The organism is Pseudofrankia coriaricola (genome assembly GCF_001854805.1).
In the GTDB taxonomy this organism is placed as follows: domain Bacteria; phylum Actinomycetota; class Actinomycetes; order Frankiales; family Frankiaceae; genus Pseudofrankia.
This window is the reverse complement of record NZ_MBLO01000001.1, coordinates 59,601-75,211: the sequence shown is the minus strand read 5'-3', so window position 1 is coordinate 75,211 and position 15,611 is coordinate 59,601. Positions and strand designations below refer to the sequence as shown.

Annotated in this window: 15 protein-coding genes; 10 read left to right on the top strand and 5 right to left on the bottom strand. The window is 70.6% G+C overall.

The features are described from left to right. The first annotated feature begins 404 nt into the window (after positions 1 to 404). The 7 genes from BCD48_RS00285 to BCD48_RS00260 all read left to right on the top strand — a co-directional run bounded on the left by BCD48_RS00285 (position 405) and on the right by BCD48_RS00260 (position 4,756). Positions 405 to 1,139 carry an NUDIX hydrolase gene (locus tag BCD48_RS00285; protein ID WP_071046173.1) on the top strand — a complete coding sequence of 245 codons (735 nt, stop codon included), beginning with the start codon at positions 405 to 407 and terminating at the stop codon, positions 1,137 to 1,139. Positions 1,140 to 1,213: 74 nt separating this feature from the next. Then, positions 1,214 to 1,504, top strand: a complete 291-nt coding sequence (clpS, locus tag BCD48_RS00280; RefSeq protein WP_071046172.1) for an ATP-dependent Clp protease adapter ClpS — start codon at positions 1,214 to 1,216, stop codon at positions 1,502 to 1,504. A gap of 16 nt (positions 1,505 to 1,520) precedes the next feature. Further along, positions 1,521 to 2,120 (top strand): DUF2017 domain-containing protein, encoded by a 600-nt coding sequence (locus BCD48_RS00275; protein WP_241841409.1) that lies wholly within the window; start codon positions 1,521 to 1,523, stop codon positions 2,118 to 2,120. A gap of 281 nt (positions 2,121 to 2,401) precedes the next feature. Next, the gene (locus tag BCD48_RS00270; protein ID WP_491677100.1) at positions 2,402 to 2,896 is read left to right on the top strand and encodes a M67 family metallopeptidase; all 495 of its coding nucleotides are present in this window, start codon (positions 2,402 to 2,404) and stop codon (positions 2,894 to 2,896) included. A 47-nt stretch (positions 2,897 to 2,943) separates the two neighbouring features. Continuing rightward, entirely contained in the window at positions 2,944 to 3,075 is a 132-nt protein-coding gene (locus BCD48_RS54735) for a putative leader peptide (RefSeq protein ID WP_274536475.1), read from the top strand. A 275-nt stretch (positions 3,076 to 3,350) separates the two neighbouring features. Beyond that, positions 3,351 to 3,770 (top strand): MoaD/ThiS family protein, encoded by a 420-nt coding sequence (locus tag BCD48_RS00265; protein WP_241841400.1) that lies wholly within the window; start codon positions 3,351 to 3,353, stop codon positions 3,768 to 3,770. Between the two features lie 38 nt (positions 3,771 to 3,808). Then, positions 3,809 to 4,756 (top strand): PLP-dependent cysteine synthase family protein, encoded by a 948-nt coding sequence (locus BCD48_RS00260; protein ID WP_071046170.1) that lies wholly within the window; start codon positions 3,809 to 3,811, stop codon positions 4,754 to 4,756. A gap of 164 nt (positions 4,757 to 4,920) precedes the next feature. Here the strand turns inward: BCD48_RS00260 and BCD48_RS00255 are convergent, their stop codons facing one another. Further along, complete coding sequence (locus BCD48_RS00255; protein WP_071046203.1) at positions 4,921 to 6,894, bottom strand: primary-amine oxidase; 1,974 nt, start codon at positions 6,892 to 6,894, stop codon at positions 4,921 to 4,923. A gap of 217 nt (positions 6,895 to 7,111) precedes the next feature. Here BCD48_RS00255 and BCD48_RS00250 point away from each other — a divergent pair, with 217 nt between their 5' ends. From BCD48_RS00250 to BCD48_RS00240, 3 genes are all read left to right on the top strand, one after another. Continuing rightward, complete coding sequence (locus BCD48_RS00250; protein ID WP_071046169.1) at positions 7,112 to 8,647, top strand: DUF2867 domain-containing protein; 1,536 nt, start codon at positions 7,112 to 7,114, stop codon at positions 8,645 to 8,647. Positions 8,648 to 9,093: 446 nt separating this feature from the next. Further along, complete coding sequence (locus BCD48_RS00245; protein ID WP_071046168.1) at positions 9,094 to 9,420, top strand: PadR family transcriptional regulator; 327 nt, start codon at positions 9,094 to 9,096, stop codon at positions 9,418 to 9,420. Next, the gene (locus BCD48_RS00240; RefSeq protein ID WP_071046167.1) at positions 9,417 to 10,631 is read left to right on the top strand and encodes a serine/threonine-protein kinase; all 1,215 of its coding nucleotides are present in this window, start codon (positions 9,417 to 9,419) and stop codon (positions 10,629 to 10,631) included. The genes BCD48_RS00245 and BCD48_RS00240 overlap by 4 nt, the downstream gene beginning before the upstream one ends. Before the next feature lie 252 nt (positions 10,632 to 10,883). On the opposite strand, the gene BCD48_RS00235 is transcribed toward BCD48_RS00240, so the two are convergent. From BCD48_RS00235 to BCD48_RS00220, 4 genes are all read right to left on the bottom strand, one after another. Beyond that, positions 10,884 to 11,774 carry a 1-aminocyclopropane-1-carboxylate deaminase/D-cysteine desulfhydrase gene (locus BCD48_RS00235; RefSeq protein WP_071046166.1) on the bottom strand — a complete coding sequence of 297 codons (891 nt, stop codon included), beginning with the start codon at positions 11,772 to 11,774 and terminating at the stop codon, positions 10,884 to 10,886. A 144-nt stretch (positions 11,775 to 11,918) separates the two neighbouring features. Beyond that, positions 11,919 to 12,098 (bottom strand): site-specific integrase, encoded by a 180-nt coding sequence (locus BCD48_RS00230; RefSeq protein WP_071046165.1) that lies wholly within the window; start codon positions 12,096 to 12,098, stop codon positions 11,919 to 11,921. A 213-nt stretch (positions 12,099 to 12,311) separates the two neighbouring features. Next, entirely contained in the window at positions 12,312 to 14,963 is a 2,652-nt protein-coding gene (locus BCD48_RS00225; RefSeq protein ID WP_083417959.1) for an ATP-binding protein, read from the bottom strand. Continuing rightward, positions 14,960 to 15,388 (bottom strand): hypothetical protein, encoded by a 429-nt coding sequence (locus BCD48_RS00220; RefSeq protein ID WP_071046163.1) that lies wholly within the window; start codon positions 15,386 to 15,388, stop codon positions 14,960 to 14,962. The genes BCD48_RS00225 and BCD48_RS00220 overlap by 4 nt, the downstream gene beginning before the upstream one ends. Positions 15,389 to 15,611 lie beyond the last annotated feature (223 nt).

Below are 15,611 nucleotides of genomic sequence, written 5' to 3'. Positions count from 1 at the left end.
CCGGAACCGGCCCTGATCCGAAGTCAGAGCCGTAGGGAACCGCTGCTCGGCCGTGAAGCCCACCGCACGAGCGCAGCGAAGTGCCCCCCGCGGCCCGTGCCCTGCCCGGTTTCCGTGACGCTCCAGCGGCGGGTGACCGTGCTGGGCGCGGAGGCACACCTCCGCGGAGGCGTGCCTACGAGCGAAGCGACATAGGCGCGCCGCAGCGGAGGTCGCCGGAGCGCCCGTGAGCGGAGGAGGACGCGGCGCGGAGGTGTCGTCCGAGCCGCCAGGCGAGGACGGCGCCGGAGGGCCGTGCCCGCACGGAGCGAACCATGTCAAACCTTCCCGCCCGACCCCGTCCGACTCCGGCGCTCGTGGGACGGGCCTCCGCGAGGCGGCCGGCCGTGCGAGAAGCTGGATCGGTGAGCCCAGCGACGACCCGCGACGAAGGGGGAGCCACGGAACACGGCCCGCCGAGCACCAGCGTCACCGTCGACGTCGTGCTGCTGACGCTGCGGGCGGGGCGGCTGTGCGTGCTCGTCATCCTGCGCGACGAGCCCCCCTTCCAGGACTACTGGGCGCTGCCGGGCGGCTTCGTGGGTGCCGACGAGGACCTGGACTCCTCGGCGCGCCGCCAGCTCGCCGAGGAGACGGGCGTCACCACGGCGGGCCACCTGGAGCAGCTCTACACCTACGGTGACCCGGGACGAGACCCGCGCGCCCGCGTCGTCAGCGTCGCCTACCTGGCGCTGCTGCCGAACCTGCCGCAGCCGGAGCCGGGCCGGCGCGGCCAGCAGGCACGCTGGTGGCCGGTCGAGGACCTGGACTCGCCGGAGGGCCCGACACTGGCCTTTGACCATCCACGCATCGTCGCCGACGGGGTGGAGCGGGCACGGAGCAAGCTCGAGTACACGCCGATGGCGGCGGCCTTCTGCGAGGAGCCGTTCACCCTCGCCGACCTGCGCCGGGTCTATGAGGCCGCGTGGGGGGTGAGCCTGGACCCGCCCAACTTCCGGCGCAAGGTGCTCAGCACGCCGGACTTCGTCGTCCCCGTCGGCGCGGTCAGCTCGCCACGCGGCGGCGGCCGTCCCGCCCAGCTCTACCGTCGCGGTTCCGCGACCGCTCTCTACCCTCCGCTGCTGCGTCGCTCCGTATAGCGACCCGCCCAGGTGTCGGTGTGGAGCTCCCGCCCGACGGGAAGGCAGCCGCGGAGTGCGTAACAATAGGGATCGTGACCGCAACGACCGTCTCACCCGCCGACGTCGAGGAGATCGACGAGGAGCTCAGCGACGACCGGCCGTGGGTCACGGTCGTCTGGAACGACCCGATCAACCTGATGTCGTACGTGACCTACGTCTTCCAGAAGCTGTTCGGCTACGACAAGGCGACGGCGCGCAAGCTCATGCTTGACGTTCACCACAAGGGCAGAGCGTCGGTGAGCAACGGCACCCGCGACGAGATGGAGCGCGACGCGGCCCGTCTGCACACCTACGGCCTCTGGGCGACCGTCATACAGGATTAGCTGGCTCGTGAGTTCGATGCGCCCCCAGAGCTGGGGCATACCGCTGGATGGGGACGGGAACGTGGGGTTCTACTACAGGTTCCCGGACTGCTTCCGGCGGACGGCCGACGGCGTGGAGCTGCGCCTGCCTCGCTGGGAGGGCACGATCCTCGCCGAGCTGGTGCGGCTGATCGACGGGATGCTGGAGCCGCCGCCGGTCGACGACCCGCTGGAGGCGCTCGTCGGCCTCCGCGACACCGCCCCGCCGCCGCCCGAGGACCCGGCCCTCGCCCGCCTGCTGCCCGACCCGTACCCGGAGGACCCGCTGGCCTCCGGCGACTTCCGCCGCCGCCGCACCGACGACGCGCTGGCCCACAAGCGGGCCGCCGCCCGACGGGTGCTCGCGACCCTGCCCGGGCCCGACGAGGTGCTGCTGCTCGACGAGGACGCCGCCCAGGACTGGCTGACCACGCTGAACGACCTGCGCCTCGTGCTCGGCACCCGGCTCGGCATCACCGACGACGACTACCTCGACGAGCTCGGCGAGCTGCCGCCCGACGACCGGCGCGCCCCGTTCGTCGAGATGTACGAGCTGCTGACCGCCCTCGTCGACAACCTCGTCCGCGCCCTCTTCTAGGGCGCTCCCGTTGCCGGACGCTCCGCGCCCGCAACCGGGCGGCGCCCGCGGGCGCTGAGCCTGACCTCCCAGATCGGCTTCGCCGATCCGGCAGGGACCCTGCTCCCCACGTGGTTCCGGGCCCTGGCATATGGCGGTAGTCAGGCTGGGTCGGGCTGACGACGTGGTTGGCAGACCTCCCAGATCGGCTTCGCCGATCCGGCAGGGACCCCGGGCGCCAGCGCCGATGCGCCGTCACTGGCTTTGGCTGGGTGGCGTGGACGGCTCGCCAGATGCGGGCGGTGGGCGCCCTCCCGGGGCTCGCGCGGTTCCGGGCCCTGTCGACTGGCGGGCAGGCGCGTGGGATGTCGGCGGCGGGTAGCTTGTTCGGCGTGCTGCGAATTGAGCGCGCCCTGCATCAGGCGATCGTCGACCATGCGCGCCGTGACCACCCGGACGAGGCCTGTGGTGTGATCGCCGGCCCGGCCGGCTCGGACACGCCGGCCCGGTTCGTCGCGATGGAGAACGCGGAACGTTCGCCCACTTTCTACCGGTTCGACTCGATGGAGCAGCTGCGCGTCTGGAGGGAGATGGACGACAGGGACGAGGAGCCCGTCGTCATCTACCACTCGCACACCGCGACCGAGGCATACCCGTCGCGCACGGATGTGTCGTACGCCTCCGAGCCGGGCGCGCACTACGTGCTGGCCTCCACCAGGGAGCCGGACGTCACCGAGTTCCGGTCATTTCGGATCATCGACGGCGCCATCACGGAGGAGCCGGTCGAGATCGTCTGAACCGCTGTCCACGGTGGTGGTGTCATATCTGTGCAACGATGGCTGCTATGACAGCGCCCCGCCACCCGATGCGGCCATACGCCGCGGTGGCCGAGGGCGTTCCGGAACTGCGCCTGGTCGCGCGTCTGTACGTCGACCTGCTCCGGGTGGCCAGCGCCAGCTGTCGCGGCGCGCACTGACCTTCGCCGCGGTCGCCCGCGCCGCCGGGAAGCGAAGGCAGCGCCGACGGTGTTCCGGCTAGGGATCGCCGAAGACGCGATCATCTCCCTGGCCGCGGGCCCCCGAGGCCCAGAACCCTGAAACACTGGAGGCCGCTCGCCGCGCCGGTCAGGCCGTCCGGCCGCGAGCATGGACGCTGGTTACTACGTGTACGTTTCGCGCCCGGACGCGCCGGGCGCGCCGCCGCCGCCCGCGGGCGAGAGGCGCGAGTGAACCGAGGGAGACGAGGAACACCATGGCAGTCAAGGTCCGCGTGCCGACCATCCTGCGCACCTACACCGGCGGTTCGAAGCTCGTGGAGGGCACGGGGGACACCCTCGGCGCGTTGTTCCTCGACCTCGACACCCGCCACGAGGGTCTCCGCGGCCGCCTGGTGTCCGGCGATGGCGCGGGCGAGCTCCACCGCTTCGTCAACGTCTACATCAACGACGAGGACGTCCGCTTCCTCGGCGGCCTCGACGCGAAGCTCCCCGACGGCGCCGAGGTCACCATCCTGCCCGCCGTCGCTGGCGGCTCCGCAAGCTCCGCGATGATGCCAGCGACTTTGGGCGAGGTCACCATCCTGCCCGCCGTCGCTGGCGGCTCCGCAAGCTCCGCGATGATGCCAGCGACTTTGGGCGAGGTCACCATCCTGCCCGCCGTCGCCGGCGGCTGACCGCGGGCCGCGAGCAGGTCACAGATCGGTAGCAGATCATGCGTTACGACTCCCTGGTGAGCTCCGTCGGCCGGACACCGCTCGTCGGCCTGCCGAGGCTGTCACCGTCCGCGGACGTGCGGCTGTGGGCCAAGCTGGAGCAGGACAACCCCACCGGCTCGATCAAGGACCGGGCAGCGCTGTGGATGGTGCAGGACGCCGAGAAGCGCGGCGTGCTCAGCCCCGGCGCGACGGTGTTGGAGCCGACATCCGGCAACACCGGGATCTCGCTGGCGATGGTCTGTCGCCAGCGTGGCTACCGCCTGATCTGCGTCATGCCGGAGAACACCTCCATCGAGCGCCGGCAGCTTCTGGCGATGTGGGGCGCGGAGATCATCTACTCGGCGGCGGCGGGCGGCTCGAACGAGGCGGTCGCCGTCGCCAAGCGGCTGGCGGCGGAGCACCCCGACTGGGTGATGCTCTACCAGTACGGCAACCCGGCGAACGCGCAGGCGCACTACGAGACGACCGGCCCGGAGATCCTTGAGGACCTGCCGAGCATCACCCACTTCGTCGCCGGCCTCGGCACCACGGGCACCCTGATGGGCACCGGTCGCTACCTGAGGGAGCGCGTGCCGGGCATCACGGTCGTCGCCGCCGAGCCACGCTACGGCGAGCTGGTCTACGGCCTGCGCAACATCGACGAGGGCTTCGTGCCTGAGCTCTACGACCCGGCGGTGCTGACGTCGCGGTACTCGGTGGGCCCGAAGGAGGCGCTGCGGCGTACCCGCGAGCTGGTCGCCGAGGAGGGCATCTTCGCCGGCATCTCCTCCGGCGCGATCCTGCACGCCGCGCTGGCCCAGGCCGACCGCGCCGTCAAGGAGGGCAAGCGCGCGGACATCGCGTTCATCGTCTGCGACGGCGGTTGGAAGTACCTGTCCACGGGCGCCTACGCGGGAACGTTGGAGGACGCGGAAGCGGCCCTGGAGGGCCAGCTCTGGGCCTGACCGGGCCGTCGAGTCAGGGGCTCCAGAGCTGGTCGACCGGCATGACGTGGATGCGGTCTTCGCAAGGTGTAGGCGCGGGGGCCGAGGTAGAACGTGACGCCGGCGAGGAAGGCGTCGCCTGAGTCAGATGATCCGAGGCATGCGGGCCGGATGATCTGAACCACCTAAGCTGGAGATTCCTCACCCGAGTGGCAGCAGGGGCCGCCGCTGTGCCTGGGGGTGTTCGCCGGGACGTTCAGCGCGGGGTTGCGGTCGAAGAACCCGTACGGGATCAGCGCGAACTTGGCGTAGTCGACCGGCATGACCGGCCAGTCCTCGGGCCGCGGGAAGTGCGTCACGCCGAAGGTGTGCCAGATGACCAGGTCGGCGCCGTCGAGGTCGCGCCCGGCCGCCTGGTAGGCGGGCAGACCGTCGCCACCCGGGTTCTGGTTCACGAACTCGCCGGCCGGGTAGCGCTCGTCCGGTGAGTAGGCGGTCACCCAGACCTGCCTGGTGGCGTAGGCGGCGCGCCTGGTCACCGACGCGCCCGGGTCGGCCAGCAGCGTCGGGTTCTGCTCCGCCTTCAGGAGGTATGCGGTCGGCTGCCCCAGCCGGTTGGTGCGCTCGGTGCTGACGATGTGCCAGGCCCGGCCGGTGGATGCGTCCGCCGACCGCGCGGCGTCGGCTTCCGAGGCGATCCGCGTCCTGGAGTAGGTGAACGCGTTCCCCCACGGGTTGGACTCGCTCACAGGCACGCGGACGGCCTCGACCTCGTCCACGGCGTTCAACGGTCCATCGACCATCATGTCCAGCCGGGCACTGAACAGGTGCTGGTGGAACGGCGCCCCCAGCCCCGGCGCGACCTCGGTCGCGTACGGCCACTCCTCCATCCCCTTGTAGGCGGACGGGAAGAGGATGCCGGTCAGCTTGGCCTCGCACTCGATCTTTCCGTCGAGGTAGAGGTACCAGTAGAAGCCGTAGTCGTAGTTACCGACGGTCGTGAAGAACGAGACCACCAGGCGGCGCTGGCGGCGCACCTCCGAGACGCCCTCGACGAAGAGGTCCGTGTGCTTCCAGAGCGTGCCGAAGTCCTCCTCGTGCATGCAGACCGCGTTGCCGATCGTCTGCGGGTTGCCGAACTCGTCGGCGAGCGTCACGTCGAAGTACCTGATCTCGCCAAGGCAGTCGCAGCCGAGGCGGAGGCTGTTCGCGAAACGGCCGAAGATGTACTCGCCGGTGTCGAAGTAGTTCTGCCAGTAACGGGTGGGCGACGGGTCGGCGTACGGGACCACCATCTCGGCGATCGAGGCCCGGTAGATCACGGGCCGCACCTCGCCGCCGTGGTCGGGGTCGGCGAAGGCGAGGTTGTGGAGGACCAGCCCCTCGCGGGCGTCGAAGCCGATGCCGAACGACCAGTTCGCCCAAGTGACCCGGTCGCCGTCGACGATGAACGACGGGCCCTCGGGCTGGGTGATCTCAATCGGCTTGAGACCCGCCAGCGGCGCCGGGCGGCCCTCCTCCAGGTGGAACTTGCTGGGCTCCGGCGGCACCGGCAGCATCTCCGCGTCGAGGACGCGGATGACCTGCCTGGCGATGACGTCCACATACGCGCACAGGCCGTCCACCGGGTGCGCCCACGGGTGGTCGGCCGGGTCGGACGACTGGAAGGCGAAGACGCGGATGATCCGCCTGCCTTCCTCGCCGGGGTTCTCGTAGTGGCCGGGTGACAGTGGCACGGTTGCCACCTCGTCGGCCGCGAGGCCCCGCCTGGCGAGCGCGGCGACCCACCCGTCGTCGGCCCGCACGATCGGGTCGATGGAGGCGAACTCGTCGATGAGGATCGGTAGCTGACCTCGGGACGGATGGACCGTGGCAGCCGTGACGGCACGCGTCGCGAGGTTGACAGTCGCGTCCAGGGACGCCCCGGACGCGGTGTCCAGGAGGAACACCCTGGCACGCCGGTCGGGGACGGGTCCCGTACCGGCGAGCGCCGCGAGGACCTCGGTCTTGTGCGGCTCGAGCAACCCGACATAGGCGAACCGGGTCGACTCCGTGACGTGCCCCGCGTCACGCAGCAGCTGGCTCGCGAGCCGGATCTCCTCGGCGGACAGGCTCGTCAGCGGCGTGCCGGTGACGCGGCCGGTGATCTGGACGGTCATGGCGGTCCCCTGTTCGGAGATGGTTTCGATGACTGCTCGGAGACGATCTCGTGTCGGCTCGTCGCCCGGGACGAACCGGCTCAACCAGCGTCGGACCGCGACGTTCCACCCACACTTCGGCGACGCAAAGATCTGGCGGCCCCGCCGAGAAGGCCATGCCAGGGGCGCCGACGGCCGGCGGAGGGTCGAAGGAGCCGGAGGCGGGAAGCGTCACGGCATGAGATGCGTGGTGGTCGGCGCGACCGGCTACGTCGGTAGTCGCCTCGTCCCCGAGCTGCTCGACCGGGGGCACTCGGTGCGGGCCGGCGCCCGCAACCCCGTCAAACTGGCCGACGCGCCCTGGCGCCACCGGGCCGAGCTGGTCGCGGCGGATCTCACCGACGCGGACCAGATCGCCGCCGCCCTGGCCGGGCAGGACGTTCTCTACTACCTGGTCCACTCCTTGCACCAGCGCGATTTCGTCGAGCGCGACCGCGCCGCCGCCCACACGGTCGCGGACGCGGCCCGGCGGGCCGGTGTACGACGGATCATCTATCTGGGCGGAATCAGCCCGTCCGGGCAGGAACTGTCCCCGCACCTTGCCTCCCGTGCGGAGGTCGGGCGGATCCTGCTCGACTCCGGGGTGCCGACGGTCGTGTTGCGGGCCGCCGTCATCATCGGCTCGGGGTCGGCCAGCTTCGAGATGCTCCGCTACCTCACCGAACGACTACCGGTTATGATCACGCCACGCTGGGTGCGCACTCGCGTCCAGCCGATCGCCATCCAGGACGTGCTGTACTACCTCACCCGCACCGCCGACCTGATGCCCGCCGAAGTCAGCCGTGGCTTTGACATCGGCGGTCCGGAAGTCCTGACGTACTGGGAGATGATGAGGCGATACGCCGCGGTCGCGGGCCTTCCTCGCCGGGTCGTCGTCCCGGTGCCACTGCTCACGCCGTGGCTGTCCGCCCAGTGGGTCAACCTCGTGACGCCGGTACCGCACAGCATCGCTGTCCCGCTGATCTCGTCGCTCGTCCACGAGGTCCGCTGCCACGACCGTGACATCGCCGCCCACGTCCCGGATCCGGCTCGCGGCCTGATCGACTACGACCAGGCTGTCTCGCTCGCACTGGCCAGGACCCGGGAGACGGCCGTTCCCTCCCACTCGTCGCGGGCCACGGCGCAGGCGGGGCCCCCACGACCGCCCTCCGACCCGCTGCCCACGGATCCCGACTGGTCTGGCGGCACCGTCTACCAGGACGTACGAGAACTCGCCACCGCCGCGGATGCCGAACGGCTGTGGCAGGCCATCGAGACCGTGGGCTATGAGTACGGCTGGTGCCCTCTTCCGGTCACCTGGTCGCCCCGGAGATGGATCGACCGGCTCGTCGGGGGCGTCGGGACGCGCCAGCGCGAGCAGGTCGCGCATGGCCAGGACGGCCAGGGCGGTCCGCACCGCCAGGGCGGACTGCGTGTCGGCGAAACCCTCGACTGGTGGCGCGTGGACGATGTCGAACGGCCACGCCGGCTGCGGCTGCGCCCGAGACTGCGCCTGCCGGGCCGCGCGTGGCTCGAACTTTCCGCGGCGCCGAGCGCCCAGGGTTCCGTCTACCGGCAGCGCGCGATCTTCGAACCTCACGGTCTCGCGGGCCACCTCTGCTGGAAGTCCCTCGCGCCGCTCCACGGCGTCACCCTGGGCCGGATGGCGCGTGACATCACCGACCTGGCGGAGCATCCGGCGTCGACGTGGCAGTCGGCGTGGCAGTCATGGTGACGACGCTGGCGGCCTTCACCGCTGGCGGCCTTCACCGCTGGCGGTTTGTACCCGGGACCTCCGGGTGCACGACAACCCGATGCTTGCGGCCGCCGCCCACGAGGGCACCCGGCGGGACGGCCCAAGCCTGGGGCGTGGGCGCATCGGGGTTGCCAGCCAGTGGTGCAGGAAGAGGGTCTCCGCTGCCACGGGCGGTGGCCCGGGCGCGGGTGTCGCGCCTCTGACGCCGGACCGCGGGCACCGCCGGTCAGGTCTGCGCGAGTGAGATCCGCGCTGGGGACGCCCACACGATCAGGGGTCAGAGATAGGACTTCGGGGCCGAAACGCTGGGGTGGCGCACCAGCCACGAAGTAATGCGGTCCGTCGGTGCGGCCGGGAGCGAGACATACCGACAAGGCGCCTGGCGGAAGCCTGACACGCTAACTCTGACTGTGTAGAGTTAGTGCATGACCCGGACCCGACGCCCGTCCGCGCAGGCCACGGCGGTGGTGCTGGCGCTGGCGGAGAAGCCCACCGCCTGGCGGTACGGCTACGAACTGTGCCAGCAACTGGGCATCAAGCCCGGCTCGATGTACCCGATCCTGATGCGACTGACCGACCGGGGCCTACTGGAGACCACCTGGGACACCGACGTCCCCCCCGGCCGGCCACCACGCCACCTGTACCGGCTGACCGGCTCCGGCCGGGTGCTCGCCACCGAACTCGCCGCCGCCCCGACCATCACGACGGCGCCCCGACGGTCCGCTTCGACGGTGGGGTGGCAGGGCGCATGAGCTGGACCCTGCGCACGTTTCAGACCGCCACGACCTGGGTCATCGTCGTGGTGTGGGCGGTGTTCTACGGTGTCGCTCTCGCGCATGCCAACCCGCTACCCGCGCCCGACACCGCCGTCGTGTTCCTGGTACTCCCGCCGCTGCTGTGGGTGCTCGCCGCACGGCTCGCGCTGCACCACTGGTGGTCCGCGACCGGCTCCCAGATGTCCACGATGGACCCGCCCCAGCGGTTGCTCACGGCCGCGGTCGCCGCGCTACCCGAACGCCGCCGCGAGTGGGGTAGAGCGATGACCGCCGAGCTGGCCGAGGTAGATGGGCGTTCGGCCCGGTGGCGGTTCGCGCTCAGCAGCGTCCGGGCCACGCTGTCGCTGCGCCCAGCCGGCGGCTGGCCGGTACTCGCGCTCATGGCCGGGCTGCTCGTTGCCTCGGTCGCGGCCACCGGGCCGGCGGTCGGCGCCGCGGTGCCCGGACTGAGGGCGTTCGCGATGACCTTCACGGGGCTGGTCGGTGCTCTGGTGATCCTGGCCGCCGCCCGCTCGCGCCGGCCACGGCTGCCAGCGCCGGCTCCGAGCGTCCTGGTGACCGCCGGCGTGGCCGCGTCGATCACCGCAACCGTGATCTTCCTGCGCCGGGAGCCGACCGCGGCCGAGTACCTGCCGCCAGCGGCGGCCGCGTATCTCGCCGCCGTGCTGGCCGGCTGCCTGTGGGTCGCACTGGCAGCGCCGCGGTGGCTGGGCACCGACCGGCTCGCACCCCACCTCGGCACCGCCGCCGCTGTCGTGTTCGTGGCCTGGTTCCTGCTGGTGATCCGCAGCGACGGCACGCAGCCCCCGCTCCCGCTCGTGCTCGCACTCGCGCTCGTGCTCCCGCTCGCACCGGTCGCCGTCTTCCTCGTCCCGGCGTTCGCGGCGAGGCGGGCCGGCCGGTCGTTCCGCTCGGGCCTAAAGGCCGCCGTCTGGATGGTGACCGCCGTCACGCCACTCACCTACGCCCTCTGGCTGTCCGAGGGGCTGCGCCGTCACGCGATCGACGGCACGCTACTCACCGGCGAGGGCGAGCCAGCCGCCGTCGGCGCGAACCTGACCGACGCCCTGGTATTCGCCCTCGGCATCTTCCCCGTGCTCGGCCTCACCATCGGCGTGATCGGCGCCGGTCTCGGAGCGCGGAACGCACGCCCGCCCGCTGCCTCTCCACCACAATCCCCCACCTGATCTCTGCCCGGTACCTCGGATCCCCGTCCCGATCCCCGGACTGACCCCGGCGAGCACAACCCGCAGCTGACACACCGCCAGCGGCGGTGCGGCTGACGCCTCCGCGGTCACGGCCCGCCTACTTCTCGACCCCGTCCCAGCGCCGAACACCAGGCCGCCAATCGCGCCGGCGGCGGTGATCAACAGTGGAGACTGGACCCGGACCCTGGGTCAACCGGTCGGTGTCCGCGCGTACTGCCCGCGAGTATCACCTCAAGGTCTGACGACGTCCTCGCATCGGCCAGTGATGATCGCGACGACGGTCGAGCTGGCCGGGATCCGCCCGTCGGCGACCATCGCGAACAGGCCGTACATCATCTTCGCGACGTACACCCATTCCAGGACCAGTCCGTGTCGGTCGGCGAAGTCGTCGATGAAAGCGTCCAGCGCCGGCGTGCGTCGGGCGTAGCCGCCGAAGTGGAACTCCTCGACCACGCGCCAGTTGGCGGTCGGATGGCCGAATGCGGCCCGCTGGAGCGTAGCGACCTCGTCGGCGAGGAAACCGCCGCCTTTAAGCACAGAGATCCCGATCGTCTGCCGGTCCGGAGCCAGGCCGCCGGCGAGGCCTGCGAGGGTACCGCCGGTGCCGACTGGGCAGACCACCATGTCGACGTCGGGGACCTGGCCGATGAGCTCGGCGGCCAGCTGGGCGCAGCCGGCGACCGCCAGTTCGTTGCTGCCGCCTTCGGGAAGCAGGTAGAACGGACCGAACTCGGCGGCGAGCTCGGCGATCAGGACCGGGTCTTGCTTGGCCCGGTAGCGGGTCCGGTCGAGGTAGGTCAGCCGCATCCCATGCTGCTCGGTTGCGCGAGCCAGAACCGGATTGAGCGGCAGGTGCTCCTCCCCTCGAATCACACCGACCGTTCGGAAGCCGAGGTGCCAGCCGGCCGCGGCGGTCGCTGCGATGTGGTTCGAATACGCCCCGCCGAACGTGAGCAGCGTGCCTGCGCCCTGCTCGGCGGCCGCGGCCAGGTTGCCGGCCAACTTCCGCCACTTGTTGCCTGGGAAGTCTGGGTGGATCAAGTCGTCCCGCTTGAGCAGGAGCCGCACCCCGCGCAGCCGGTCGTCGGACAGCTCGGCCACCGGCGACGGCACCTCAAGCACCGGCCTATGTTCCTCGGCCGGTCCGCCCACCTACCAAGCGTGCCATCCGCCGAGGCTGCCCTTGATGGGCGCCTCGACGCCGACCATCCGTGCGAGCGCGGAGATCCGCCGCGTCACTGAGTCCGGGAGCAGTTGGCAGGTGACCTAGTCGAGCGCGAGGGTTCGCTTCCGGTGAGTCTTGGTGGCCTTATGGAGCTTCTTGCCGCCCCGGACGGCGTAGTTCTGCGCGACCCGCATGGTTCCGGCGGCGAGGTCGAGGTTGTTCCAGCGGAGTTCGCGCAGCTCGCCGCGGCGCGCGCCGGCGGTGACTGCCAGCCACTCCATCGAGCGAAAGGATCACCAGTCAAGGCGCGGTCCTCATCGACGGCGATGTCCAACTTCAGCTACGCCGAATCACGACAGCGCTGGGGATCACCAACCCGCCCGAGGCCGGCCGGAAACAGGTACCCATCCCGCCGCGCCCGTGGGTTCTGGACCGAGGCGACGAGGTTGAGGTGGGCCTGTGTTCCCTGTTCCTGGTGCGCCGTTCGTCTTGCACTATTCGTGGTCGCCGGTTGCGTCGGGGACGACCGTCGTGCTTCGGAACTCGGCGAGCGTCGCTGTGACCCGCTCGGTTTCGGGTACTCCTATCCGCCGGTAGATCGTAAGTGCCCGCTGGAGGTGGTTGACACCATCCTCGGTATCGCGAGCGTGGATCAGGCACCGGCCGATTCCCTCCAGGGCACGCGCCTCCTCGAGAGGGTTATGCAGTTCACGGGCCAGGCGGAGGGCCTGATCGTGGCGTTCGCGCGCATCGTCTCGACTGGAGGAAACGAGTAGCAGCTCGCCTTGGCGGTTGAGGGCTTCTGCCTGGCCGAGTCGGTGGCCGAGGTCGCGGTAGAGGTCGAGGGCGTCGGTGAGGGTGGCGGTCGCGGCCGGGTAGTCGCCGGTCGCGTGCTGCACAGCGCCGAGATCGTTGAGCGCCATGGCCTCGCCGAGTCGACGGCCGAGGTCGCGGTAGAGGTTGAGGGCGTCGGTGAGGGTGGCGGTCGCGGCCGGGTAGTCGCCGGTCAGCCGCTGCACGATGCCGAGGTCCGTAAGGGCTTCTGCCTGGCCGAGTCGGTGGCCGAGGTCGCGGTAGAGGTTGAGGGCGTCGGTGAGGGTGGCGGTCGCGGCCGGGTAGTCGCCGGTCGCGTGTTGCACAGCGCCGAGATCGTTGAGCGCCATGGCCTGGCCGTGCCGGTCGCCGAGGTCGCGGTAGAGGTCGAGGGCGTCGGTGAGGGTGGCGGTCGCGGCCGGATAGTTGCCAGTCAGATGTTGTGCGACGCCGATTTGGTTGAGCGCCGTTGCCTGGCCGTTCCGGTTGGCAAGGTCGCGGTAGAGGTCGAGGGCGTCGGAGAGGGTGGCAGCCGCAGCCAGGTAGTCGCCGGTCAACCGCTGCACAATGCCGAGATCGGTAAGTGCGTTGGCGAGGCCGAGGCGATGGCCGAGTCCGCGATGAAGGGTCAATGCCTCGGTGAGGGTGGCGGCCGCGGCCAGGTAGTCGCCGGTCAGGTACTGCATGACGCCGAGTTGGTTGAGTGCTTCTGCCTGACCCTGCCCGTCGCCGAGGTCGCGGTAGAGGCCGATGGCCTCGGTAAGGCTGGCAGTCGCGGCCGGATAGTCGTCGGTCAGCCTCTGCATGGCACCGAGATCGCTGAGGGCCCTCGCCTGGCCGAGCCGGTCGCCGTCGAGGCGTGCCGCCGTGACGGCGGTCTGATGTATGGCGAGGGCTTGGTCCCAGTGTCCCGCGCTTCGCAGGAAGGAGTACATCGCGGCGGCGAGGTGGTTGGCGTGGGCATACCGCCCGCTCGCGGCGGCGTGGTCCACGCTGGCGGTGAGATTGGGGCGCTCGGTTTCCAGCCACTCCAACGCCTTGCTCCGGGTGTCCACGTCGGGAACCGCGGCCGCGGAGTGGGCAAGCGGAGGCTCGGTAGGGTCGCTGCGCCACGCGATATGGCGGTTCGCGGCGGCCGCGGCGCGTAGGTAGTAGCTGTAGAGCCGGTCGACGGCCGCGTCGCGCTCAGCGGGGGCGTCGTGACGAGCGAGATTGTGGGCGTAGGCGCGGATCAGGTCGTGGAAGCGGTAGCGGCCGCGAGCTGGTTCGGTAATGAGGTGGTGGTTGTAGAGGGTGTCAAGCGCCCACCGGGCGTGGGTGAGATCGGTGTCGTCGAGGGCAGCGGCCGCGTAGGCGTCGAGGTCGGGGCCGGGGTGAAGACCGAGGCGGCGGAACAGGCGCTGTTTCTCGGCGGGTAGATCATTGAAGGACAGATCGAACGCGGCCGTGACAGCGACGTTCTCGGCCTGCATGTCAGCGAGCCGGTCCTGCGCCGTCCCGAGATCGGCGGCCAGGTGCGTCACGGTCCAGGACGGACGGTGGCGCAACTGGCCCGCCAGCAACCCGATGGCTAGCGGAAGGTACCCGCACAGATCCACCACCTGGGCGACGGCGTCCGGCTCACTGCGGGAGGCGGGAGCCAGGCGAGTGAACAGCTCACTGGCCTGTGCCGGGTGTAGCGTGTCCAGGCTGAGCGGGACAACGTCTTCCAATGCGGCAAGGCGACGTCTGCTGGTGATCAGCACGAGGGAACCGGGCGTCGCCGGCAGCAGCGGCCGTACCTGCTCGTGGCTCGCAGCGTCATCGAGCAGGATCAGCATTCTGCGTCCGGCGAGCCGGTCGCGCCACATCGCGCTACGACTGTCGAGGTCGGCGGGTAACAAGTGCGCGGCCACCCCGGTGGTCAGCAGGAGAACGCGTAGAGCGTCGCCAGCGTCGACGGGGCGCTGCCCGGGTGTATGGGCATGCAGGTCAAGGAAGATCTGTCCATCCGGGAAACGGGGAGCCAACAGGTGCGCGGCGTGGACCGCGAACGCCGTCTTACCAACCCCCGCCATCCCGTCTATCACGTGTATCCCCACGGCTTGGCCCGACTCGGCTGCCCGGCTGCCGGCATCGACCAGCCGGTCCAGCTCCCTCCTACGGCCGGTGAACGCGGAGATGTCTCGAGGCAGGGTCCGGATCGCCGTGGCCAACGCGCGGGGTGCCGGTCCGCTGTCAGCCGCGTAGTAGATGTGTTGAGTGCCCTGTCCCAGCTGTATGACGCTGGCGTGCCCACTCGCGTCTGCGTGAAGCTGGATCCGCTGCGGATCAGCCTGATCGGGTTGGCTCATCGGTCGACGATGCTCTGGGTTCCCTGGCCGAGCTGGATGATGTGACTGTGGTCCGAGGCCGTCGCGGTCATGCTGATCTGCCCGATACGTGCCTGGTCCATCTCCGGCAGCTTCGGGGTCAGCTCGGCCACGATCTGCCGTAGCTCATTGGCGAGCTGCGGGTCGCTGGCCAGCAGCCTCCGCAGCCGGGACCGCCATTCTTCGGCCAGCACCTGCTCGGTTCGCTCATCGCCGGCCTCACGCGCCGCAAGCACCTCGGCGCGGATATCGACCAGGTCAGCCTCGACGGCGTCCGCACGGTCGGGATGCACCCGCCGCCAGAGGCTGCCCATCGCGCTCTTGGCCCGTTCCCACCCGTCGGTAGCCAGCGACGCCACCAGCGTGGTGGCCGCCGTAGCAGCCAACGCCGCCAATTCCGGATCCACGCGATCCCCCCTTCATCACGTTCTGCACCGTAGTCGTGCAAGTCGAGACTGTGGCCTTCGCGTCCTGATATCGACAGTCGGGAGACCAGTCGTCCTGGGGATGCCGATCGGTCGCGGTGTCGGGCTGGCCGGTGTCGCACGGGGGCAACTCGACCGGAGAGTCAGACTGCCGGCGGACGTCGAAGGTGAGCACCGCGGTCCGTCGATCGACGCCCGGCAGGCC